The sequence below is a fragment of the Bartonella bennetti genome (genome assembly GCF_045945445.1).
GTDB lineage: Bacteria > Pseudomonadota > Alphaproteobacteria > Rhizobiales > Rhizobiaceae > Bartonella.
Map to the genome: position 1 here is coordinate 710,669 of NZ_CP174576.1, position 23,219 is coordinate 733,887.

Annotated in this window: 21 protein-coding genes and 2 tRNA genes; 9 read left to right on the forward strand and 14 right to left on the reverse strand. The window is 33.0% G+C overall.

The window, feature by feature from the left end:
• Positions 1-205: 205 nt before the first annotated feature.
• Positions 206-919: a phosphatidylcholine synthase gene (pcsA, locus tag ACJTDF_RS03270; RefSeq protein WP_407966126.1), complete on the forward strand. Its 714-nt coding sequence runs from the start codon at positions 206-208 to the stop codon at positions 917-919.
• Between the two features lie 90 nt (positions 920-1,009).
• Here pcsA and ACJTDF_RS03275 read toward each other — a convergent pair whose 3' ends face one another.
• The 7 genes from ACJTDF_RS03275 to ACJTDF_RS03305 all read right to left on the reverse strand — a co-directional run bounded on the left by ACJTDF_RS03275 (position 1,010) and on the right by ACJTDF_RS03305 (position 8,088).
• Entirely contained in the window at positions 1,010-1,822 is an 813-nt protein-coding gene (locus ACJTDF_RS03275; protein ID WP_407966127.1) for an MBL fold metallo-hydrolase, read from the reverse strand.
• Between the two features lie 8 nt (positions 1,823-1,830).
• Positions 1,831-2,604, reverse strand: coding sequence for a TatD family hydrolase (locus tag ACJTDF_RS03280; protein WP_407966212.1), 774 nt, complete (start codon positions 2,602-2,604; stop codon positions 1,831-1,833).
• An 8-nt stretch (positions 2,605-2,612) separates the two neighbouring features.
• Positions 2,613-4,154, reverse strand: a complete 1,542-nt coding sequence (metG, locus tag ACJTDF_RS03285; RefSeq protein ID WP_407966128.1) for a methionine--tRNA ligase — start codon at positions 4,152-4,154, stop codon at positions 2,613-2,615.
• A 64-nt stretch (positions 4,155-4,218) separates the two neighbouring features.
• Entirely contained in the window at positions 4,219-5,274 is a 1,056-nt protein-coding gene (locus tag ACJTDF_RS03290) for a DNA polymerase III subunit delta' (protein WP_407966129.1), read from the reverse strand.
• A complete protein-coding gene (tmk, locus tag ACJTDF_RS03295) occupies positions 5,271-5,912 on the reverse strand; it encodes a dTMP kinase (RefSeq protein ID WP_407966130.1) in 642 nt (213 codons plus the stop codon). The genes ACJTDF_RS03290 and tmk overlap by 4 nt, the downstream gene beginning before the upstream one ends.
• Positions 5,913-5,954: 42 nt before the next feature.
• Positions 5,955-7,127, reverse strand: a complete 1,173-nt coding sequence (locus tag ACJTDF_RS03300; RefSeq protein ID WP_407966131.1) for a D-alanyl-D-alanine carboxypeptidase family protein — start codon at positions 7,125-7,127, stop codon at positions 5,955-5,957.
• Between the two features lie 124 nt (positions 7,128-7,251).
• A complete protein-coding gene (locus ACJTDF_RS03305; RefSeq protein ID WP_407966132.1) occupies positions 7,252-8,088 on the reverse strand; it encodes a septal ring lytic transglycosylase RlpA family protein in 837 nt (278 codons plus the stop codon).
• A gap of 1,167 nt (positions 8,089-9,255) precedes the next feature.
• Between ACJTDF_RS03305 and ACJTDF_RS03310 the strand changes: the two genes are divergently transcribed.
• From ACJTDF_RS03310 to parE, 4 genes are all read left to right on the forward strand, one after another.
• Positions 9,256-9,903, forward strand: coding sequence for a LemA family protein (locus ACJTDF_RS03310; protein ID WP_407966133.1), 648 nt, complete (start codon positions 9,256-9,258; stop codon positions 9,901-9,903).
• Positions 9,904-10,755, forward strand: a complete 852-nt coding sequence (locus tag ACJTDF_RS03315; protein ID WP_407966134.1) for a TPM domain-containing protein — start codon at positions 9,904-9,906, stop codon at positions 10,753-10,755.
• Positions 10,756-11,041: 286 nt separating this feature from the next.
• Positions 11,042-11,779: a lipoyl(octanoyl) transferase LipB gene (gene lipB / locus ACJTDF_RS03320; RefSeq protein WP_407966135.1), complete on the forward strand. Its 738-nt coding sequence runs from the start codon at positions 11,042-11,044 to the stop codon at positions 11,777-11,779.
• Positions 11,780-11,873: 94 nt separating this feature from the next.
• Complete coding sequence (gene parE, locus ACJTDF_RS03325) at positions 11,874-13,952, forward strand: DNA topoisomerase IV subunit B (RefSeq protein WP_407966136.1); 2,079 nt, start codon at positions 11,874-11,876, stop codon at positions 13,950-13,952.
• 17 nt (positions 13,953-13,969) lie between these two features.
• On the opposite strand, the gene recJ is transcribed toward parE, so the two are convergent.
• On the reverse strand, positions 13,970-15,754 hold the full coding sequence (gene recJ, locus ACJTDF_RS03330) for a single-stranded-DNA-specific exonuclease RecJ (RefSeq protein ID WP_407966137.1): 1,785 nt from the start codon (positions 15,752-15,754) through the stop codon (positions 13,970-13,972).
• Between the two features lie 243 nt (positions 15,755-15,997).
• Between recJ and rplM the strand changes: the two genes are divergently transcribed.
• Positions 15,998-16,462 (forward strand): 50S ribosomal protein L13, encoded by a 465-nt coding sequence (gene rplM / locus ACJTDF_RS03335; protein WP_407966138.1) that lies wholly within the window; start codon positions 15,998-16,000, stop codon positions 16,460-16,462.
• Between the two features lie 2 nt (positions 16,463-16,464).
• Complete coding sequence (gene rpsI / locus ACJTDF_RS03340) at positions 16,465-16,950, forward strand: 30S ribosomal protein S9 (RefSeq protein ID WP_407966139.1); 486 nt, start codon at positions 16,465-16,467, stop codon at positions 16,948-16,950.
• Between the two features lie 122 nt (positions 16,951-17,072).
• On the opposite strand, the gene ACJTDF_RS03345 is transcribed toward rpsI, so the two are convergent.
• The 6 genes from ACJTDF_RS03345 to ACJTDF_RS03370 form a co-directional block, all read right to left on the reverse strand.
• Positions 17,073-17,438, reverse strand: a complete 366-nt coding sequence (locus ACJTDF_RS03345; RefSeq protein ID WP_249676824.1) for a response regulator — start codon at positions 17,436-17,438, stop codon at positions 17,073-17,075.
• A gap of 868 nt (positions 17,439-18,306) precedes the next feature.
• Positions 18,307-18,383: transfer RNA gene (locus ACJTDF_RS03350), tRNA-Arg, on the reverse strand.
• A gap of 37 nt (positions 18,384-18,420) precedes the next feature.
• A complete protein-coding gene (locus ACJTDF_RS03355) occupies positions 18,421-18,726 on the reverse strand; it encodes an ETC complex I subunit (RefSeq protein WP_407966140.1) in 306 nt (101 codons plus the stop codon).
• Positions 18,727-18,824: 98 nt separating this feature from the next.
• Positions 18,825-18,901, reverse strand: a tRNA-Pro gene (locus ACJTDF_RS03360).
• A 460-nt stretch (positions 18,902-19,361) separates the two neighbouring features.
• On the reverse strand, positions 19,362-20,051 hold the full coding sequence (gene hdaA / locus ACJTDF_RS03365) for a DnaA regulatory inactivator HdaA (protein WP_407966141.1): 690 nt from the start codon (positions 20,049-20,051) through the stop codon (positions 19,362-19,364).
• Positions 20,048-21,205, reverse strand: a complete 1,158-nt coding sequence (locus ACJTDF_RS03370) for an AI-2E family transporter (RefSeq protein WP_407966142.1) — start codon at positions 21,203-21,205, stop codon at positions 20,048-20,050. Before ACJTDF_RS03370 ends, hdaA begins: the two co-directional genes overlap by 4 nt.
• Positions 21,206-21,422: 217 nt before the next feature.
• Between ACJTDF_RS03370 and purM the strand changes: the two genes are divergently transcribed.
• Positions 21,423-22,508, forward strand: a complete 1,086-nt coding sequence (gene purM, locus ACJTDF_RS03375; protein ID WP_407966143.1) for a phosphoribosylformylglycinamidine cyclo-ligase — start codon at positions 21,423-21,425, stop codon at positions 22,506-22,508.
• A complete protein-coding gene (gene purN / locus ACJTDF_RS03380) occupies positions 22,505-23,116 on the forward strand; it encodes a phosphoribosylglycinamide formyltransferase (RefSeq protein WP_407966144.1) in 612 nt (203 codons plus the stop codon). The genes purM and purN overlap by 4 nt, the downstream gene beginning before the upstream one ends.
• Positions 23,117-23,219: the final 103 nt, after the last annotated feature.

Consider the following 23,219-nt stretch of genomic DNA (forward strand, 5'->3'; position numbering starts at 1 on the left):
TTAATCGTTACAGCATCTTCAAATAAATTATATCTTATTATATACTTAAATAAATATAAAATAATTATCTTGTACTCTTTTTAGCTATCAGTCATATAATAAATAGAGATAGCATTTGAGAAAATAAATAAAAGCTCTAATTTAGGATAGAAAAGCCTTGAAACTTAAGACTCAAATTAATAGAGATAGATTATATCCAAAAATAATGACAGTGTTGCAAGCAAAAGCATTTTCTGTTCATATATTAACAGCATCAGGCTCATTTTTGGCATTTCTTTCTCTAATATCTGCATCCGAAAAAGAATGGGTCTCTATGTTTTTTTGGCTTGGACTTGCTTTTTTTGTCGATGGTATTGATGGGCCAATTGCACGTAAATTAGACATAAAATATATACTTCCAGCATGGTCTGGTGAAATACTGGATAGTATTATTGATTATATAACTTATATTTTAATTCCAGCATTTGCACTTTACCAAAGTGGTTTTATGAATCCTAGATTATCATTTATATCAAGCGCTATTATTGTCATTTCATCAGCTATTTATTACGCAAATACTGGAATGAAAACTGAAGAAAATTTTTTTAAAGGATTTCCTGTCGTTTGGAATATGATGATTTTTATGCTTTTTGTGGTAAGACCGGGGGAATGGGTTGCTTTCATTATTATTTCTTTATCGGCAATTGTATCTTTTTTACCCATTTATTTTATCCATCCAGTGAGAGTTATCCGATTACGTATGCTTAATTTTTCAATTTTTCTTATATGGTGCTGTTTTGGTATAGCTGCATTTTTTTACCAGCTAAATGCTCCAAATTGGATTAAAATTGGTATTTCAATCTCTGGTCTTTACATTTATTGTATTGGTGCTGTTATGCAATTTTTTCCAAAATTAGGTGTAAAAGATAATAAAAAATAACCTAATTATTCTTACATCAGTTTTAATGAATTAAAGTTCCATAATATATATTATGCGATAATTTATAAAATATCCGCTACGCTTATAATACTATAATACATTCGTTTCAAAGATAAGTCCTTGATAAGCTGGTTCAACATGCGCTGGGACATAGTTTGCAACATCATTATAGTCAAGTGAGTTATCCATATGTGTTAATATAGCTCGTTTTGGTTTAAAATATTTTATCCAATATAATGCTTGATCAACTGAAAAATGACTTGGATGAGGTTTAAATTGGAGAGCATCAATAATTAAAACATCTAAATTCATAAGACCTGACAGTGTTTTTTCAGGAAATTCACTAACATCTGTGCAGTAAGCAACATTACCAATACGAAAACCCAAAGAATGAGTGGCACCATGAATCTGTAAATGTGCCTTAAAAACAATGGCTCCACCCTGCCCTTGGATTTTAAACTCACTGTTTTCATATATAAGATTTTCTTTTAAAATGGGTGAATAATGTGATCCCTTTTGTGTTTGAAAACAATAACCAAAAGCTTTATTAAGGTGTTTTAACGTAAAAGCATCTGCATAAATGTCTATTAAACATTTTTGTGCGAGGGCATAGCTGCGTAAATCATCAATACCGTGAGTATGATCTGCATGGAAATGCGTATAAACAGCAGCATTAAGATGACTAATACGCGCATTAATCATTTGTGAACGAAAATCCGGACCAGTATCAATAATGACTGTCGTTTTCATTCCTGATTTATCAATTCGTTGAACTAATAAAGAAGTTCTATAACGTTTATTTTTAGGATTATTTGAATCACAAACTCCCCAATAGCCATTAGGACGTGGCACCCCTGGTGATGAACCACAACCCAATATTGTAAAACGGTATCGATCAGACATTTTGTGTTCTATCTCATTTTACTAAACAAACGAAAGGCATTTTGCGTTGTTACTTGTACTGTTTCTTCAATGCTTAAATTAATAGTTTTAGCAAGAACAGTAGCTATATGACACAAAAAAGATGGCTCATTTGTTTTGCCACGATAAGGAACAGGTGCTAAAAATGGAGCATCTGTTTCAATCAATAAGCGCTTATGAGGAACAATTTTCGCTATTTCACGAATTTCAAGAGCATTCTTGAAAGTGAGAATACCTGAAAAAGATATATAGCCACCAAGTTCAATAGCAGTATGAGCAAGTTGCATTCCAGAAGAATAACAATGAAGAATAAATGGAAAACATTTCTCTTTTGTTTTCTCACGTAATATTTGTTCCATATCTAAATCAGCATTGCGCGAATGAATTACAAGAGGTAATTGTGTTTCTTGAGAAGCGATAATATGCTTTATAAAATTTTCCTTTTGCTCTTGAGGTAAAGAATAATTGTAATGATAATCAAGTCCAGATTCACCAAATGCAACGATTTTAGGATGCTTTGATAAATGAATAAGATTTTCAACTTTAATATTTTGTTCTTCATTTACATAATTAGGATGAGTTCCAACAGAACAAAAGACTTGATCATAAGTCTGTGTAATTTCTAAAAGCTTATCCAATTTATGAATATGCGTTGAAATCGTTATCATACGTCCAACATTGGCAGTTAGAGCTCGCTGAATAATTCCATTCAAATCTTGCGAAAAATCCTCAAAATCAAGATGACAGTGTGTATCAATTAACATCATCAATATCAGCTTTCTTTAGAAATATAACGAGGAAAAATTGGCACTGGTGGTGAAAGTACAGTCTCTTCTTTAATTCTTAAATCACTAATATGATGCAATAGTCGATCCTCTTCAGCAACTGCAAGACTGTCAAGAAGTTTAGCTGCTGATTGTGGAATGAAAGGTAAAAGCATGATCCCTACTCGTCGCAAAACCTCTAAGGTTATATAAAGAACTGTAGAAAATCTTTCTGGATTATTTTTACGTAAACTCCAAGGCTCTTCACTAGCAAAATAACGATTGGCATCTGCTACAACTGAAAAAATAGCTGAAAGCGCTAAATGTGGGGCCTGATCTAACATAGTTCGGCGTACAATTTCAAGCACTTGAAGAGATTGTTTCAGTAGCTGTTCATCTTGAATTAGAAATGCAGCTGGTGTAGGAATTTTCATATTACAATTTTTTTCAATCATAGATAAAGAACGTTGAGCTAAATTACCAAGATCATTAGCAAGATCAGCATTAATGCGATTGACAAAATTATCATGATTGTAACTACCATCCTGTCCAAATGGTACTTCACGAAGAAAAAAATAACGTACTTGATCAAGACCATAGCGCTCAACCATTTCAAAAGGATCAACGACATTTCCAACAGACTTTGACATTTTGGCACCGCGGTTAAGTAAAAATCCGTGTGCAAAAATCCGTTTAGGTAATTCAATTCCAGCAGACATTAAAAATGCTGGCCAATAAACCGCATGAAAACGAATAATGTCTTTACCAATAATATGAATATCTGCAGGCCAAAACTTACGTTTCTTTGAATTTTCATCAAAAAAATCAACTGCAGTAAGATAATTTGTAAGTGCATCAACCCAAACGTACATTACATGCTTTGGATTCCCTGGAACACGAATTCCCCAATCAAAAGTTGTTCGTGAAATGGAAAGGTCTTTTAAGCCTGATTTGACAAAATTTATAATTTCGTTGCGTCGTTCATTAGGCCCAATAAAATCAGGATATTTTTCATAATGCTGAAGAAGAACTTTTTCATAACGTGAAAGCCTGAAGAAATAACTTTCTTCTTCATTCCATTCAACTGGAGATCCTAATTCTTTCTCACGACGGATCCCTTCTTGATCAATTTCGGTATCTTTTTCTTCATAATAAGCTTCTTGACGAACTGAATACCAACCAGCATAACAACCAAGATAAATATCACCTTTAGCTTCCATTTTTTTCCAAAGTTCTTGACAAGCTTTATGATGCCGTTCTTCCGTTGTGCGGATAAAATCATTATTAGAGCAATTAAGCATTGCAAGCATTTTTTGAAAAACAGCACTGTTGCGATCTGCAAGTTGTTGAGGTGTCATATTTAACATCTGTGCTGTTTGTTGCATTTTTAGACCATGCTCATCCGTACCAGATAGAAAAAATACATTTTTTCCATCGGCTTTTTGGAAACGGGCCAAGGCATCGCTTACAATTGCGTTATAGGCATGTCCAATATGCGGAGCACTATTGGGATAAAAAATTGGAGTCGTTATATAGTATATGTCACGCATAATTATGCCCATTATAAAATGTAATCAAAGAATATGAATGACATAACGTTTGTTTGTAACATTGTCACGGAAAAAGCTTATTTTCATAAACAATCTCATGAGTTTTAAAAAGAAGATTAATGACGAATTGCTTTTTATCAAGATTAAATGATTGTATTTCTATTATTTCTTGAAAGATATTTTGCCATGTTTCTGCATACTTTTTCGATAAATGAATAGCTCCCTCTTTTAGCAACATAATAGCTTTTTTATGAATTCTATCAAGAATTTCATCACAAAACTGTTGAAATTGTATGTCTGTATCAGATAACGAAAGTGCTTGAGCAAGATTATGTACAATAACTGGATCACAAATAGATTGCTCTAAGAGTTTATTAATGGTTTGAATAATTTCAAGTCCACCATGACAAAGAAGTAATGCTGCTTTTCGAAGACTACCTTGAGATTTTTGAATAATTGTTTCAATATTTTGCGGATTAGTTAATACCTGATTAGGAAAAAAATGTGAAATGGCTTTTTGCATTTCATCATCATGTAAAGGTCTTAGAGAGATTTTTTGACAACGTGAACGAATTGTTGGAAGCAATTTTCCTAAAGAATGAGAAATAATAATGAATAAAGTTTTTGTTGGAGGCTCTTCAAGTGTCTTAAGAATAGCGTTTGCAGCATTTCTATTCATATCATCCGCAGAATCAATAATGATAATGCGCCACAAACCATCTTGAGACGTCTGACTTAAAAAATGCTTGATATCACGGATATCGTCAACTGTGATACCCGTTTTGAACTTTTTTGTTTTTGCATTAAAACGACGTGAGACGTGTATAATACCAGGATGACTACCCTGCTTAATTTGGCGCCATATGATTGAATCTTGTCTTGGTTGTAAAAATTTATTTTTTTGAGAGTTTAAAATATTCCAAGCAAGATGAAATGCTAACGTTGCTTTTCCTATTCCACGTTCTCCTTCAAATAATAGCGCATGATGTAGCTGCCCTTCTCTAAGCATTTGCTCTAAAAAATGACGAACCTCTTCATGGCCAATGAGGATATTATTCTGTGAAGGTGATAAAATGCCATCAATATCGTCATACTGACGTAAAAAATTTATATCATTCATGGAAAAGCCAATAGTGCCTGATGACAAATATCTTTTATTTGATCTGCGATTATTTCGACTGAACATGTCCCATCAATAACTTGAAATCTGTGAGGTTCATGTTTCGCTAATTCAAGAAAAGCTTGGCGTCTTTGTTCTTGAAGAGCTAGACTAGCTTTTTCAAAATAATCAATTTTTTCTATTTTTTTTCTTCGTAAGTTTACACGCTCCATCCCAAGTTTTGCAGGTATATCTAATAAAAACGTTAAATCAGGTTTTATTCCTTGCATACCAATATGCTCTAAAATAGAAAAAATATGTGCATCCACTTTATTATCTAATCCTTGATAAACACGTGTAGAATCAATAAATCGATCACATAAAACAATCTTTCCAGCTTGCAAAGAAGGTTTAATGATTTCAGAAACATGATCAACACGTGCTGCTGTAAATAAAAACGTTTCAATAAATGGCCCATATTGGGCTACGCTACCTGATAATAAAATATAGCGTATTGCTTCTGCACCTGCTGTTCCTCCAGGTTCACGTGTTATAATAACATCGTAACCTTTTCTACCTAAATGTTGAGCAAGCAAAGAAATTTGAGTTGTTTTTCCTGTGCCCTCTCCTCCTTCAAATGTAATAAAATAGCCTGACATGTAAGAATCTCTTAATTCCTTATTTTGGTGCACATTTGCGCATTATAAGTATTTTCGTGACCATCCAATTGTTATTTCATAAATTGCATCTTTTACTTTTGCAAAAAAATTGCCTTTTTGAATATCTGCTCCAGCCCAGATTGATTTTTCAACAAGAAGTTGTTTATCTGAAAAAATTTGAATAATACCAATTTTTTGCCCTATAGTGATAGGAGCTTTTAACGGACCATGATATTGAATTATTGCTTTAACATCATTAAAAGTTTTTTGCTTTGAAAGCATAAAACTTATCGGTTCTTTAACAATAAGCGGAACAGAATTTTGTGCTCCACCATAAACAGAAGCGTAACCAACCGTCTCACCTCTTGTAAAAACTGTTTTAAGATCAAAAGCTGTCATAGCCCATTCAAGAATGCGTTCTATTTCTTTTGTACGCTCTTTTTTATTTTGCAAACCGTTAGCTGCAAGAAAAATACGTCGCTGATTCTTACAAGCAGAAACAACTGTTGAAAAACCTATTTCTTCACTATAACCGAAACCTAGCCCCTCTATTTCTATATCATTTTCTTGAAAAACAAAGGAATTTTTATTATGTTGAGTAATCTTATTCCAAGTAAATTTAGGCTCACGATAAAGAGCATAATAATCAGGATATTCGCGAGAAATATGGCGTGCTAACGTAATTATATCACGTAATGTTATAAATTGCCCTTTTTCAGGTAGCCCTGTTGCGTTAACAAAATGGCTCTGTAGCAATCCAAGTGTTTTAGCCCTCTTATTCATTAATTTTGCAAAATTAGTTTCATTACCAGCTATTCCTTCAGCCAAAGTAATAGCTGCATCATTTCCATTAACAATAATAAGACCCTGCAAAAGATCAAAAACACTAATTTCTGTTTTTTCCTTTGCAAACATAGTGGTTGTACCGGAAGGTGCCCCCCCTTTTCTCCAAGCATTTTCACTGACTTTAAATTTTTGTGTTTTATTTAAAAATCCTTTTTTAAGTTGATAAAAAACCACTTCAGCTGTCATCAATTTTACTAATGAAGCAGGAAAAAAAACAACGTCGCTTTGTTTTTCAAAAAGTATTGTATCTGTATTATCATCAAATATCAGTAATTGTAATGCAGATGTCTGAAATTTTTTTGTTTGTCCTTGTTCATTGAATATTAATATCCAAACTAAGGAAAATAAAACTTTTAATAACAGATACATGCTGATTCTCCCTATTTTTTAGAATCAACATAAAGAGGTTTATTACACAAGAAAAGATTTATTCTCTTTTTAAATAAAGTGTTTGCAGATTAGAAAAATGCTTTAAACGCCTAGCTTACTGAACCTATTTTAAATATTTAATAGAAGCAACTTGATAGAATGACGTGGGCTTATCAAGCAAAACCGGGCCAATTTGCGGCAATTTTATTGAAATAGTTTCATTTTGATTGCTCACATTATCATTATTCGCATTAAAAGTAAATAATGTAACATCTTTTTGTGCTTCTATGCTATTTGATAATGCCATCATCATAGATGGGTTATAATTTCCAGGTTTATAAGAAGCTATTAAATATTCACTATCATAATTATTAATGGGTGCTTCAGAAACATATTCTACTTTAACATCCGCGGTGCCTTGATTTAAATAACCAAGCATTGTTGCAGCTTGTTTTGATAGATCAATAATTCTATTTTTCATGTAAGGACCACGATCATTTACTCTAACAATGATAGAGGATCCATTTTTCAAATTAGTAACACGAGCATAACTAGGTAACGGCATAGTAGGATGTGCTGCAGTTAAAAGATTCATATTATAAACTTCACCATTTGCAGTTAAGCGTCCATGAAAATACGAACCATACCACGATGCCTGCCCAACACGCTGATATGTTGGATCAGCTTTTGGATAGTACCACTTTCCTTTTATTTGGTAAGGTTTACCAATAACAGCTCGTTTTACAACTTTATTTTTTGATTTATTTTGTCCATTTAAAATTCTTTCAGGTACAGAAACAGCTTTAGCCTTTATAACTTTATTATTATCAATATTTTTTGTTGAAAGTTGCATTATTGGACTTGCACAAGCTGTCAACAATTGAGTGGCAACTATTATAAAAATAAATCGAAATATCAGTTTAACAATGGAGGTAAATTTTACTCTGCTATCTAAAAGCATTTATCAACCCGCTTATTTCTATATTTACATCATTTAAACAAACAAAACTAAAATCTCTGCATATGATAAGGAAATTAACGCTATTAAAAATCCTTACTCCCATGCGAATGTGTATGGTATTATTAAAATTGACTTTTTATCAATAGCTTAACACAACGTTCAAAATATTTATTATATTATTAGAAATGATAAATACCATTTTAAAAAGATAAAATAGTCATTAAAGTTTAATAAAATCAATTCATTAAAGTAGAATCTTGAATAAAATAATCACGATATAGTTTATTAAACAAATAGTATATATTTATGTGAATAACTTATAAATGCTTTTAATTTAAGAATAGCAGATAGACATATTCAACGAATCGTCTCAACAATTTTTTATTAATTTATGCATAGAAAATATTAAAAAATATTATTGATGAGCACGTAGGAATTAGAGTTGTGAAATTATATGCTATAATAAAGTCCATTTACTCAAGCTTTTAAAAGCCTAAACTATTTTTAATGAGAATTTGATGCATCCCATAAAGATGGGTAATATCAATAACAGACATAAAAGCGATAAAGGCCAATCTCTTTGCTATACTTTAAGATCTGTCTTATCAAATTTTGTTTTTTGAGCTGATGACAGTACAGTCTTCTCTCTTCAGATAAATTAGAGACAAACCAATACAAAAAAGCACATTACAGCTCTCAGCTTTTTTACCAAGCAAAAAACTTTTGCTAATAATTCAAACAAAGCAAAAAATACAGCTACTGCCATTATCAGATTTTTTTTATTGATTAATTTTCGTTCTGATTGAAAACTTTTTTATTAACGTATTTTATCTATAATTTCTTCTAAAAATATTGAATTTGGCTTAAGCTTTCCTGTTGTCTCTTTAGCAGAGATAACACAAACACTTGGAATTCCATAATTACATTTTTTGTGCGGAGTAACTTCAATAATCATTTTAATTTTTAATCATTAATAAATAACCAAGATTCATAAATTCTTGTTAAAGAATGAATAATTAGCTTTTTCGCTAAACTAGTTATTGAAAATTAGACTAATCCGTTAATATAAATGAGCTAATTTACAAAGTTCAAAATATTTTGTCATATAAATTTTGTCATATAATAAGCTATGCCCTATATACATGAATAAGTTTTTGGAGATATTTTATGCTAGATGCACTCACTACACAACGAACTATAACTGTCTATCCTAAATTAAAAATATTAAAGCTATTTTTTATTGTTATTTTTTTAGCGTTTTTAATACCATTTTTAAGCGGATGTGGATTTAATGTGATACCAACAAATGAAGAAAAAGCGCATGCAGCGTGGAGTGAAGTGTTAAACCAATATCAACGTCGTGCAGATCTCGTTCCTAATCTTGTAGAAACTGTTAAAGGTTATGCATCACACGAAAAAACTGCACTTGCTGATGTTATCGAAGCACGGGCAAAAGCAACGCAAACAACCATTAATGCTGATATGTTAAATAACCCAGAAATTATGCAACAATATCTCAGTAATCAAGCAAATTTATCAAGCGCACTTTCACGCCTGATGGCTATTGTTGAAAATTATCCCAACCTTAAAGCAAATCAGAATTTTTTAACTCTTCAATCACAATTAGAGGGAACTGAAAATCGTATTTCTGTTGCTCGTCGTGATTATATTGAAGCAGTACGTATGTATAATACTGCACTTAAAACAATGCCAACAATGCTTTGGGCAAAATTATGGTTTCGCGATGCAAAATCTATGCAAACATTTACTATTGACAGTAATGCTCACCAAACACCACAGGTTAATTTTAATTAAATGATGCTATTTCGATATTCTATTCAACGTAGTATTATTTTATATTTTTTGGCTTTTATAAGTGTTTTATTTTTAATTACTATATTGAATAGTGTTGTCTATTCTCAAAGCTCATTCCCTCGCTTAACTGGCCACGTTAATGATATAGCTCACTTACTTGATCAAGCAACAATAGAAAATCTGACAACAAAGCTTTCTGCTTTAGAAAAAAAAACAGGTGATCAAATTGTTATTGTAACTATCCCTACTCTTTCTGGAATTGATATTGAAACCTATAGTAATACCCTTTTCCGAAAATGGGCTTTAGGTCAGGAGAAGATTAATAATGGCGTATTACTTGTTGTTGCACCAAATGAACGTGAAGTACGTATTGAAGTTGGCTATGGTTTAGAAGGAGAATTAACAGATGCAGTTTCTGCCGTCATTATTAATAATTTTATTCTTCCTAATTTTCGTAAAAAAAATTATCAACAGGGAATTATCGAAGCAATCAATGCAATTGCGAGAATTATTATAGAAAATGATTCTGATTTTACTTTTCGAATCAAAGAAAAGGCTAAAGCCATTGAAATACAACGTCAACGAGAAAAAGAAGAAGAAATGATAGTTAATGCAATTATATTTTTAATCTTTTTTACAGTGATTGGTTTACCCATCTTAGCAATGATTTTTGGTAAAAAAGTAGGTCCACAAAAATATCGCTGGATGGGAATCATTTTTACTCTTTGGTTTATCAATTTGAGCACTAATGGCAGACGCTCCGATGGTAACTTCAGAAGACATTCAAATGGCGGTGGTTTTAGAGGTGGAGGTGGCTCATCAGGTGGTGGTGGAGCGTCAGGAAGATGGTAAAATATCTTTAAAAGACGAATTTTATCACTTCATATATTAAATATTAATCCATACGATAAAAAATTATTAAAAAACGAAATATAATAATAAATTCAATTATTAATCAAAAATCTTCTAATTATTTTAAGATTTTGTTAGACTGTAATGATTTAGAATAATAACCTTCATTTTAATGACAATGTCGATACTCTTTATTTTTTAATTTTCATTTCAAGAAGCAACTCTATATCGTGTGCTATCATTTTAAGTGATAAAAGACCAAATAACTTTAATATACATTTTTTTGGTGACATCTAAATTGAAATATACTGATCGCAATCATTTATCACATTATTTTAAAGCAACTCACCATACTTCACCAGTTGAGTGGAAAATAAGTGATAGTTTAGTCGAATACCCTGAAGCATTACGCTATATGCAAGAACGCGTGGAGAATATTTTTGCAAAAACTGCACACGAACAAGTCTGGCTTCTCGAACACCCTCCTCTTTATACAGCAGGAACAAGTGCTCAACAAAAAGATTTATTAGCTCCTCATTCTCTTCCTGTATATGAAGCAGGTCGTGGTGGTGAATTTACATATCATGGTCCAGGACAACGTATTGCTTATATTATGCTTGACCTTAAACGTCGAAGACAAGATATACGCGCTTTTATTAGTGCATTAGAACAGTGGATCATCGAAACACTTGCACAGTTTAACATTAAAGGAGAACGTCGCGAAGATCGAGTTGGTGTTTGGGTTATTCGCCCTGATCGTCCACCAACAATAAATGGAACACCAGCAGAAGATAAAATTGCTGCTATTGGTATTCGTATGCGTAGATGGATAAGCTTTCATGGCATTTGTATTAATATCGATCCTGATCTATCTCACTATACAGGAATTGTTCCCTGCGGAATTGCAAATTACGGTGTAACAAGTTTATTAGATCTAGGTTTACCTGTAACAATGCATGATGTTGATATTGCTATGAAACAAACTTTTGAACAAATTTTTGGTCCAACAATTGCTATTTCTTAAGTGCATTGATTTTTAAATAAAAAACAGGCATAAAACTTAATTCTGATTAAAGGTTTATTTATATAACCTAAATTTAGATAAACGATCGAGTGCTATGAGCGACAATAATAAAGATCTTTTTAGTATTTTAAATAATGCTCAATTTCGCATAGAAACGAAAGAAAAAAATAAGCCAATTTCAGTAAGCCGGCAAGAGGTATCTCGGGCAATTTCTGTATCTGCTTCCCAAAATGATACAGAAGAAAATGAATATAACGCTTTATCTATCCGAGTACTTGAAGGTTTAGAGCCTGTACGTTTACGGCCTGGGATGTATATTGGCGGAACAGACAGCAAAGCGCTTCATCATTTATTTTCTGAAATTATCGACAATGCAATGGATGAAGCTGTTGCTGGTTATGCCGATTTAATTGATGTTTCATTAGATGGACAAGGTTATATAACAGTTACAGATAATGGGCGTGGAATTCCTATTGAAAATCATCCCCAAATGCCGGATAAATCTACCCTTGAAGTCATTATGACACAACTTCATTCAGGCGCGAAATTTGATGGAAAAGCTTATCAAACCTCTGGTGGATTACATGGAGTAGGTATTTCTGTTGTTAATGCTCTTTCTGATGATATGGAAGTTGAAGTAGCACGAGAACGTAAACTTTACCGCCAACGTTTTTCACGCGGTATTCCTCAATCTGATTTAGAAAATCTAGGTGATGTTTATAATCGTCGCGGTACGCGTGTGCGCTTTCATCCCGACAGTAAAATTTTTGGCGAAAAAGCAGCTTTTGAACCAGAGAAAATTTATAAGATAGCTCGCTCTAAAGCCTATCTCTTTGGTGGAGTAAAGATTCGCTGGAATTGTGATCCTATAATACTTGAAGGTATAAAAAATGTTCCTGAAAAAGCTATTTTTCATTTTCCAGATGGATTAAAAGACTATTTATTATCCTCATTAAAAAATGAATATCGTGTAACCTCTGAAGTTTTTTCTGGTAAAACAAAACAACATGGTGGTCATGGTTCAGTTGAATGGGCTATCGCTTGGTATGGTGGTAATGCTTGTGTACAATCTTATTGTAACACTATTCCGACTGGAGAAGGTGGAACACACGAAACAGGATTACGACAAGCTCTCTTGCGTGGCTTAAAAGCTTATGCCGAATTAATAGGTAATAAACGTTCTGCCATCATCACTTCTGATGATGTGATGATCTCAGCAGTTGCAATCCTCTCAGTTTTTATCAGAGAACCTGAGTTTGTTGGACAAACTAAAGATCGACTAGCTACAATTGAAGCACACCGTATTGTTGAAAATGCAATACGTGATCCTTTTGATCATTGGCTCGCTAATTCTCCACAAGAAGCGACAAAACTTCTTGATTGGGTTATTGAAAGAGCTGAAGAACGCTTAAAACGGCGCCAAGATAGGGAAATAAATCGAAAAACTGCTGTACGTAAATTAAGACTACCTGGAAAATTAGCAGATTGTAGCCAAAATTCTGCTGCTGGAGCTGAATTATTCATTGTTGAGGGTGATTCTGCTGGTGGCTCTGCCAAACAGGCACGAAATAGAATTAATCAAGCAATTTTACCCCTTCGTGGAAAAATATTAAACGTAGCTAGTGCAGCGCGTGAAAAAATGAGTGCAAGCCAAACAATTAGTGATCTCATTCTCGCACTAGGATGTCAAACGCGTTCTAAATATCGGGAAGATGATTTAAGATATGAGCGTATTATTATTATGACAGATGCAGATGTTGATGGTGCTCATATTGCATCACTTTTGATTACCTTTTTCTTTCAAGAGATGCCTGATCTTATTCGTCAGGGCCATTTATATCTCGCTGTGCCTCCTCTTTATAGAATATCACAAGGAGGAAAAGTTGCTTATGCGCGTGATGATATCCATAAAGATGAATTGCTAAAAACTGAATTTACTGGAAAGGCTAAAATTGAAATTGGACGTTTTAAAGGCCTTGGAGAAATGCGCGCTGAACAACTTAAAGAAACAACCATGCATCCGCAAAAACGCACGCTTTTACGTGTTGTTATCGATTCAGTTAACATACAAGAAACTACAAATATAGTCGAAAGTTTAATGGGGACTAAACCAGAAGCACGATTTCGATTTATACAAGAAAACTCCACTTTTGCAGATAATCTAGATATTTGATCTTTAAAATGTATTTATTAAACTACTGCAGCTGCATCAATAACACGCAATTGTGGACTGACGTTTCCTCTCCAATGATTTAAACTAAGATTACCAGCCAAATGAATTGTTTTACCAATATTTTCAAAAAGAAACTGACCAAGTGGTGTTCCTACTGCACCAAAAGCGATTCCTTGCAATTTTTCGCCTTCAATATTAGAAATAATAAGGCGCAAATGGCCTTTTCCAACTTCATATAAGTTAACTAACCGATGAGAAGGAAAGGCAAAAACAGGTATAGCATTTCCTGAACCAAAAGGACCAGCCTTTTCAATCATATCAAAAAGATCTTTATTAGCACCAGAAGCAGAAAGAAAACCATCTATACTGAGAGACTTCTCAGCACGTAATTGTGAAACCAGTAAAGACACTTTTTCTTCTAGCCATTCACGAAAAGCTTCAATTTTTGTTGACTGAATTGTAAATCCCGCTGCCATACTATGTCCTCCCCCTTTTTCTAATAAATTTAATGTAACTGCTTCACGTACAAGTGCTCCCAAATTTATACCACTAATTGAACGCCCCGATCCAATACCTCTTCCATCTTCTTTCAAAGCTATTACCAAAACAGGGCAAAAAAAGCGTTCTTTTAAACGAGCTGCAAGAATGCCAATGATACCAGGATGCCATTCTTTATGAGCAATCACAAAAGATGATGGTATTGTTTTCTCCTGATAAATAGCATCAAGATAAGATTCAGCTTGAACTAATTGAGTCATCTCCATTTCTTGACGTTCTTTATTAAGTCGGTCTAGCTCTTGTGCTATTCTATCTGCTTCATCTCTATCATTACAGCTGAGCAAATATGCTCCTAAGGCCTGATTTCCAATACGTCCCCCCGCATTAATCCTGGGTCCCAATAAAAAACCCAAATGAAAACTATTGAGTGGCTCTCCTATATGTGCAACCTTCGCTAAAGCAGCTATTCCAGGATTATACATAGACCGAGCTACCTGAAGCCCTTTAACCACAAAAGCACGATTAACACCTTGCAATGGAACAACATCGCATATAGTAGCTAATGCAACAAGATCAAGCATACTTAAAAGATCAGGCAGCGCCCCTCCCCATTTTTTCTCCCGCAATAAACGATTAACCCACATTAATGTAATAAATACAACACCAGCAGCGCATAAATGTCCTTGCTCAGAAAAATCATCAGGACGATTAGGGTTAACAAGGGCAACAGCTTCTTCGTGAATATTCTCCATTTGATGATGATCTAAAACAATGACATCAGCACCCGCAAGCCTCGCTGCTCTTACTGCATCCGGACTATTGGCACCACAATCAACAGTAATAATTAAACTTGCCCCTTCTTGTACCAATCCTTTCATTGCCTGTTCATTTGGACCATATCCCTCAATAATACGATCAGGAATATAGATTTTTACTATTATACCAAAACAATGTAAAAAACGCGCTAAAAGCGCTGCTGAACAAGCACCATCAACGTCATAATCGCCAAAAACAGCAATTTTTTCTCGATTTATAATAGCTTTAACTAAACGCTCTGCTGCGCAATCCACATCTGTAATCTTTTTTGGATTAGGCATTAAAATACGCAGTGTTGGGTTAATAAAAGCTATAGCTTCCGATTCATCAACATCTCTCGCTGCAAGAACCCGCGCAAGTTGATCTGGTAAACCAAATTTTTGAGAAATGGCACGAGCGTTATTAATCCTATCCATATCAAGAGCATCAATCCAAGCTTGATTACAAGCAGAAGATTGAACATTAAGTAAATAACGAAATCGCCGCATTATTGTTGATAATACTCCAACAAGTAACAAAAATACAATCACGCCTTAAATGAGTAAATCATCATTGGTAAAGTTATTATAACAGTACACGTATATAAGTTTTATTTTCTCTTGACGCAAATCATCAGACATTATATCAAATAAATAGCATACTTGTAATGTATTTTGTTGTGATAGTAATACACAACGCCAAGCAACAAAAAATGCCCTTACTTTCAAAGGGATTCTTATAAAGGATACTTCATGGCAACTTTTTCACAAAAGCCAGCCGAAGTGGTAAAAAAATGGGTCATTATTAACGCAGAAAACCTCGTTTTAGGTCGTCTTGCTACGCTCGTTGCTAACCGCTTACGTGGAAAACACAAAGCTACTTTCACTCCACATGTTGATGATGGAGATAATGTTATTGTTATAAACGCAGATAAAGTAGCTCTCACCGGGAAAAAATATACCGATAAAAAGTATTATTGGCATACTGGTTATATTGGTGGCATTAAAGAACGCACAGCTCGCCAAATTCTCGAAGGGCGTTTTCCTGAACGAGTTATTGAAAAAGCTGTAGAACGTATGATCCCTCGTGGTCCTCTTGGTCGCCGTCAAATGAAAAACTTGCGTGTTTATGCTGGTAATGAGCATCCACATACAGCACAACAGCCTGAAGTTCTTGATGTAGGTGCTTTAAATTGCAAAAATAAAAGGATTGCTTAGATATGGCTGAACTCAATTCTCTTTCTCAATTTGGTACCGCAGCAGGTATTGTAGAATCTAATGAAAATGTTGCTCCCATTCACGTACAAAAACTTGATTCACAAGGACGTGCTTATGCAACAGGCAAACGTAAAGATGCTATTGCTCGTGTATGGATCAAACCAGGATCTGGAAAAATTACTATTAATGATAAAGAGTTCGACAAATATTTTGCTCGTCCTGTTCTTAGAATGATTCTTCGCCAACCAATTGTAGCAACCAAAAGGGATACTCAATTTGATGTTGTTGCAACCGTTGCTGGAGGAGGTCTTTCCGGTCAAGCAGGCGCAATACGGCATGGACTTTCAAAAGCGCTAACTTATTACGAACCAACACTCCGCACTATTTTAAAAAAAGGAGGATTTCTTACACGTGATAGCCGTGTTGTTGAACGTAAAAAATACGGTAAAGCGAAAGCGCGGCGTTCTTTCCAATTTTCAAAACGTTAATTCGAATTTTTATAATGATATGTTCAATTTCTGTTTTCAATGGAGTTTTTTTTGTTTTAAAAAACAACTAAAGTTATTTAATAAAACGATATTTTTTCTTGTTGCTGTCTAAAATAAAGCTTTTAATTTAAAAAAGATTTTACCGTTGTAATAAAATGAGGAACAGAAATAGGTTTTGACATATATTCCTCACACCCACTTGCGCGAATTCGTTCTTCATCTCCTTTCATAGCAAAAGCTGTTACAGCAATAACGGGAATAGATTTAAGTTCTTCATCCTCTTTTAATTGTTTAATAATATCAATTCCTGATATTTCAGGCAATTGAATATCCATGAGAATGAGAGAAGGTTTTGAGGAACGAGCTAGATCTAACGCAATAAGTCCATTACGCGTTTCAATGGTTTCATAGCCACACGCTTCTATAAGATCACGAAATAGCTTCATATTAAGTTCGTTATCTTCCACGATCATGACTTTTTTTAACATTCGTATAACTCCTGCCCTTCCTATATAAAAAGGCTATTATATACTAGAATAAATTATCACTAAGCTAAGATGATAAAAAACTATAAATTTTAAAAAATCTAAATAAACCATAATAGAAGCATTTTTTCATTATTTATCGTACAGTGATACAATTAAATTAATTATAAATATCATTTCAATAAAAAATAATATTTAAATTACTCAAAAAGCTGAGAAATTTATGATTTAAAACCAAAAAAGAAACTCAATAATTTTGAAATCAAATATATATCTACAGTTATAAAAGCAAATACTGCTTATACTTTTTTATACATGGCGTTAAAAAAATATTTAACGTATTTTACTCATAAAGGCATTAAATTATATATCTCAATCTCATAAATTTTAATGATTTTTTATATTAATTGATGATATCTCATTTGACGAATAGTATATTTAATATTGCTAAATATTTTATAAAAATTAGTTTTAAATATGAAAAAGCTCACTCAATACAAATATTTGCATTCAGAGTATTATTTTAATATTCAGTCATATTCCGTGAGCTCCATTGTGTAATAAAACTGCTAAAGCATTCTATTATTTATAGATTATCAGCATTTTTGAGTTCTTTAATAATAATTATTTATCGAATTGATTTGATTAATAATTTGGATAATCTAAGTGAAAATCATCTATTCGAACCATTTCAAATATTTGATAAGATAATAAATTAAAAGTTTATAGTATTTATAAATGCTTTCCAAACTTTTTTCCACCATGATGGAGCATTCTCAGAAAATATTAGCAACACAGAGGAAATAAAAAATTAAATCAATATGAGCAAAAATTTTTAACTTTTATATAGCTCACTTATTTTATTGATATTTGGCGATCCCGACAGGATTCGAACCTGTGACCTACGGCTTAGAAGGCCGTTGCTCTATCCAGCTGAGCTACGGGACCAAACAAAAAACATCTTAATTTATGAGCGACATCCTTGTTAATGGGTCCAAGGTTGTTGCCGATTACTATGAAAATTATCAGAATAAGAAATAGCGCGTCGTAAAGTTTTATGCAAATTTTCTACACGATAAGGAATAGCATTTTTTATAGCAAAATTTATTGCTTCTTCTTTTGTTTGAAACCGAATTTTTATTTGACTATTTATATCAGATGTTGCTGTATAACCCATAAGAGGTTCAATCATTTTTCTCTGTGCTGGCTCATATTGAAGAATCCAAAAACCAGTATTTGCCTTGCCTGACTGCATTGGTGTTTTTGCAGGACTATAAATACGCGCAACCATAGATCTTTTTTTCCCTTAGATAAGACAATAGCTAAAGCTAAATAATAACTTTACCACATATCATCCAATTCGTGATATTATCTTTCATCGAATAAACATGGTCGGAGCGATAGGATTCGAACCTACGACCCCCTGATCCCAAATCAGGTGCGCTACCAGACTGCGCTACGCTCCGTCATTTATATTTAACCTATCTTCCCTAAAATTTTCATAGCAGAAGTGCAAGAGAAAAACACACTTTTTTTAATTTTTCTATTCCTTAATATATAATAATTCTTTTAAACACTTTTTAATCAAATGATAAACTATAAAAATAAAAAAATACTCTATAAGAAACAAAATCCATATCAGGTAGAATAAAATGTCCTTAATATAGATTTTCAACGAAGTTAATAATAATTCATTATAGCAAATGATAGGCTATTATTATGTATATTTATAATAGAATGCACTATAAAATATCCTAATATTATCCTTCAAATTATCATTAAAATCAGAAAATACGCCCATACTAAAAACTGCAAATGAAATAATTACTCGTTAAATAGATATTTATTTAAAAAAATAAGCTGTATTTTTATCATAAATTTATATAACATTAAGATTAAAAAACATTAGAATATGTCAAAAAGTATTTACTGAATTTGCATATTGATAACCTCACTAATAATAGCACGCGTTACTTTACTTTTTCTTTGTAAAGCTAATTGATCAACGGAATCAATGATACTCTTTAATGAGAACAAAGAACGTTCACAACGGTTTATAAGATAATGAATAACACTTGGATGAACTGTAATTTGCCGATCAGAAAATAGTTTAAAAGCAATAGCCGTTAATAATGCATCATCAGGCTGTTTTAACACAACTAGCATAACTGAGTTAAGGCGACTTTTCAGATCATTCAATTGCAAGTTCCATGTAGACGGTAATGTACGTGCAGTCATCAATAAAGTAGCTTGATTCATATGTAGATTTGCTTGTTTAACGCTATTAATTAGATGAAAAAGACCAATTTCACTGATCTCAGCTGAATCAATATCCTCAATTAAAAATGATTTACCTGAAGAAGCTATGGCTATAACCTGATCAATTTCATCATGACAAATATTTAAAGCATTAGCTTTTTGAGCCCAGATACTAGAAAAATGCGTCTTCCCAGATCCTTTATCTCCGATTAAGGCGGCAATAGGTGGAACCCAATTCGGCCAATGATTAATCAGTTGAAAAGCCATGCGGTTGCTATCTGTCATTATTAAATCATCAAATTGAAAAACTGATTTATGAGAAAGATCCAAAGGTAACTGCGTTTCATATTTATTCATTCTATTGACTCCAAATTTTCATTTTGAGCATACATCTGAGAATTCAGATAAATATGCAGAACAAAACGAACTAGAACGCCAATAATAGCAGCTGCAGGAACGGCAACAAGCATACCTGTAAATCCTAATAATGAACCAAAAGCAAAAAGTGCAAACATCAACCAAACTGGATGAAGGCCAACTGATGAACCAACAAGCTTTGGTTGTAGAATATAACCTTCAATAAATTGTCCAATAAAGAAAACTATCATCACAACAAAAACCCAACCCCAATCATCTGGATAAAATTGAACCCATGCAACACCAATAGATAGTATAAAGCCAATCATTGTACCAATGTAAGGAATAAAACTTATGAGACCAACAAATATACCAATTAAAAGAGCAAAATTCAGTCCTGTAATAGTTAAACCAATAGCATAATACCCCGCCAGAATTAAACAAACAGTTCCTTGTCCACGTACAAAACCTGCGACAGCTTTATCCATTTCATGAAAAAGACTGCGGACAGTTATAAGATGACTGCGTGGTATCCAAGAATCAACGGCTTTAACCATTTGTGGCCAATCTAATAAAATATAAAATGTTACTACTGGCGTTACTACAAATAGACTAACAATATTAACGATAGATTTTCCTGACTTTAAAAGCGAGTTCAATAGAGACGTAATAAAGTCAGAGCTTTGTCCTAAAAGCGCTTTAATATTAGTATGTAGCTCATTTGGATCACTATCAAAGTAACGCCTTACCCAATCAAAATTATGCTCAACAAAAAAAGTTTGAATGCGATTGACATAAATCGGTAAACCGTTGCTTACAAATTGTTGTATTTGTCCACTGATAATAGGAATCAAAATTATTAAAGCAACCACAAAAATAATAATAATAGACAAAGTAATTAGTACAGTACCAAAAACACGATGAATTCCAATTCTTTCAAAGATTTGTACAATTGGGTTAAGAAAATATGCTAATACAATTCCTGCTATAAAAGGAAACAAAATTGATCCAAAAATAAACATAAAAATAACAAAAAAAATCAATGTGCCTAGCCAGAAAAAAATTTGCTTTTTCATACCATTTGGTAATGGTACTTGGGCATAAGCGGGTATATAGGCCGTATAATAATCGTGAGATTTGTTTTTTTTATTCATTTTCTTGTTCATTGGCATTAAAGAGTTCTTTTAACTACTTGATATCCATTTAATAAATATTACTGAAATTCTTTTAAAAGATTATGGAATTTCTTCTGCTTGAGTCAAGTAAACAATAATTGTATTTTGATTAATAAATCCAATAACTCTTGCAGAGATAACTTTATCATGGCATTGCATAAATATCAAAATCTCATTTCCTATAAGGAAGGCTCCAATGAGCAATCAACAACTAGTGAATAAAAAAACTAATAAGAATCTTACCTACGCAGATAGCGGCGTTGATATTAACATAGGCAATATAATGGTAGAAAAAATTAAGCCCTATGTGCACTCAACAAAACGAATAGGTGCAGATACAAAAATAGGCGGGTTTGGTGGTCTATTTGATTTAAAAGCAGCAGGTTTTATAGATCCTATTCTCGTAGCAACTAATGATGGCGTAGGTACAAAATTAAAAATTGCTATTGAAACAGGTATTCATAATACTGTTGGTATTGATCTCGTAGCCATGTGTGTTAATGATTTAATTGTACAAGGTGCGGAGCCTCTTTTTTTCCTAGACTATTTTGCGACTGGAAAACTAGATACAAAACAAGGAGTAGAAATTGTTTCTGGTATTGCAGCAGGATGTCAACAAGCAGGAGCAGCTCTTATCGGAGGGGAAACTGCAGAAATGCCTGGTATGTATGCAAAAGGGGATTATGACCTAGCAGGTTTTGCTGTAGGGGCTACTGAACGGAATTCATTGTTACCTTCAAAAGACCTTGCAGAAGGGGATGTTATCTTAGGTCTTAGCTCATCTGGAGTTCATTCAAATGGCTTCTCTCTCATAAGACAAATCATTAAACAAAATGATCTTAAATGGAATTACCCTGCTCCTTTTAATCCTGAAATAACTCTTGGTGAAGCACTGCTAATACCAACTCGTATTTATGTAAAATCTCTTCTGCCAGTTATAAGGAATAACAAAGGAATTAAAGCTCTTGCTCATATCACAGGGGGTGGCTTTCCTGAAAATATTCCACGTGTTCTACCATCTTCTCTTTGCGCTGAAATTAACCTCTCTGCAATTCCTATTTCACCAATATTCTTATGGATTGCTCAACTGGGTAAAATACAAGAAACAGAAATGCTCCGAACCTTTAATTGTGGTGTTGGCATGATTGTTATTGTAGCACAAAATTCAGTTGAAGCTGTTACAAAAGCACTTGAGGAGCAAGGAGAAACCATTACTCCAATTGGTATTTTAAAAAAATACCAAAATAAAAAAGTTACTTATAAAGGTAAGCTTAATTTATGAAAAAACAAGTCATTGTCTTTATTTCCGGTAACGGATCTAATATGGTTTCGCTTATTAAGGCTAGCCAACAAACAGAATATCCTGCTAAAATCGTTGCGGTTATTTGTGATAATCCTCATGCTGCTGGCATTAAAAAAGCACGTGATAATAATGTACCTATTCATGTCGTTAATCGCAAAAATTATCCAACAAAAGAAACACATGAAGAGAACATCCTCACTATTTTATCCCAATATCAACCAGATCTAATCTGCTTTGCTGGTTATATGCGGCTTGTTTCATCATATTTTATCAAGCTGTATGAAAAACGGATACTTAATATTCATCCCTCTCTTCTTCCTTTATTTAGGGGCCTAAATACCCATGAAAAAGCTTTAGCAGCGGGAATGAAAATCACTGGCTGTACTGTTCATCTGGTTACAGAAGAAATGGATGCAGGAAAGATTCTTGCGCAAGCTGCGGTTCCAATACACCCCCATGATACTGTAGAAAGTTTGGCACAAAGAGTTTTAAAAGCTGAAAATAAACTCTATCCAGAAGCCTTAAAAGCATTTATTCAAGGAAGTAATAAAGCAACAGATTATCAACAACAACTTTTTTCCCTTTAAACAACAATTTTCTATCAAGAATTTTAAGATAAAAATACAAAATTGCTAAAAGAATATTTAACATAGGAATACATTTAGCATTTATTCATTATTACTTAAGGTG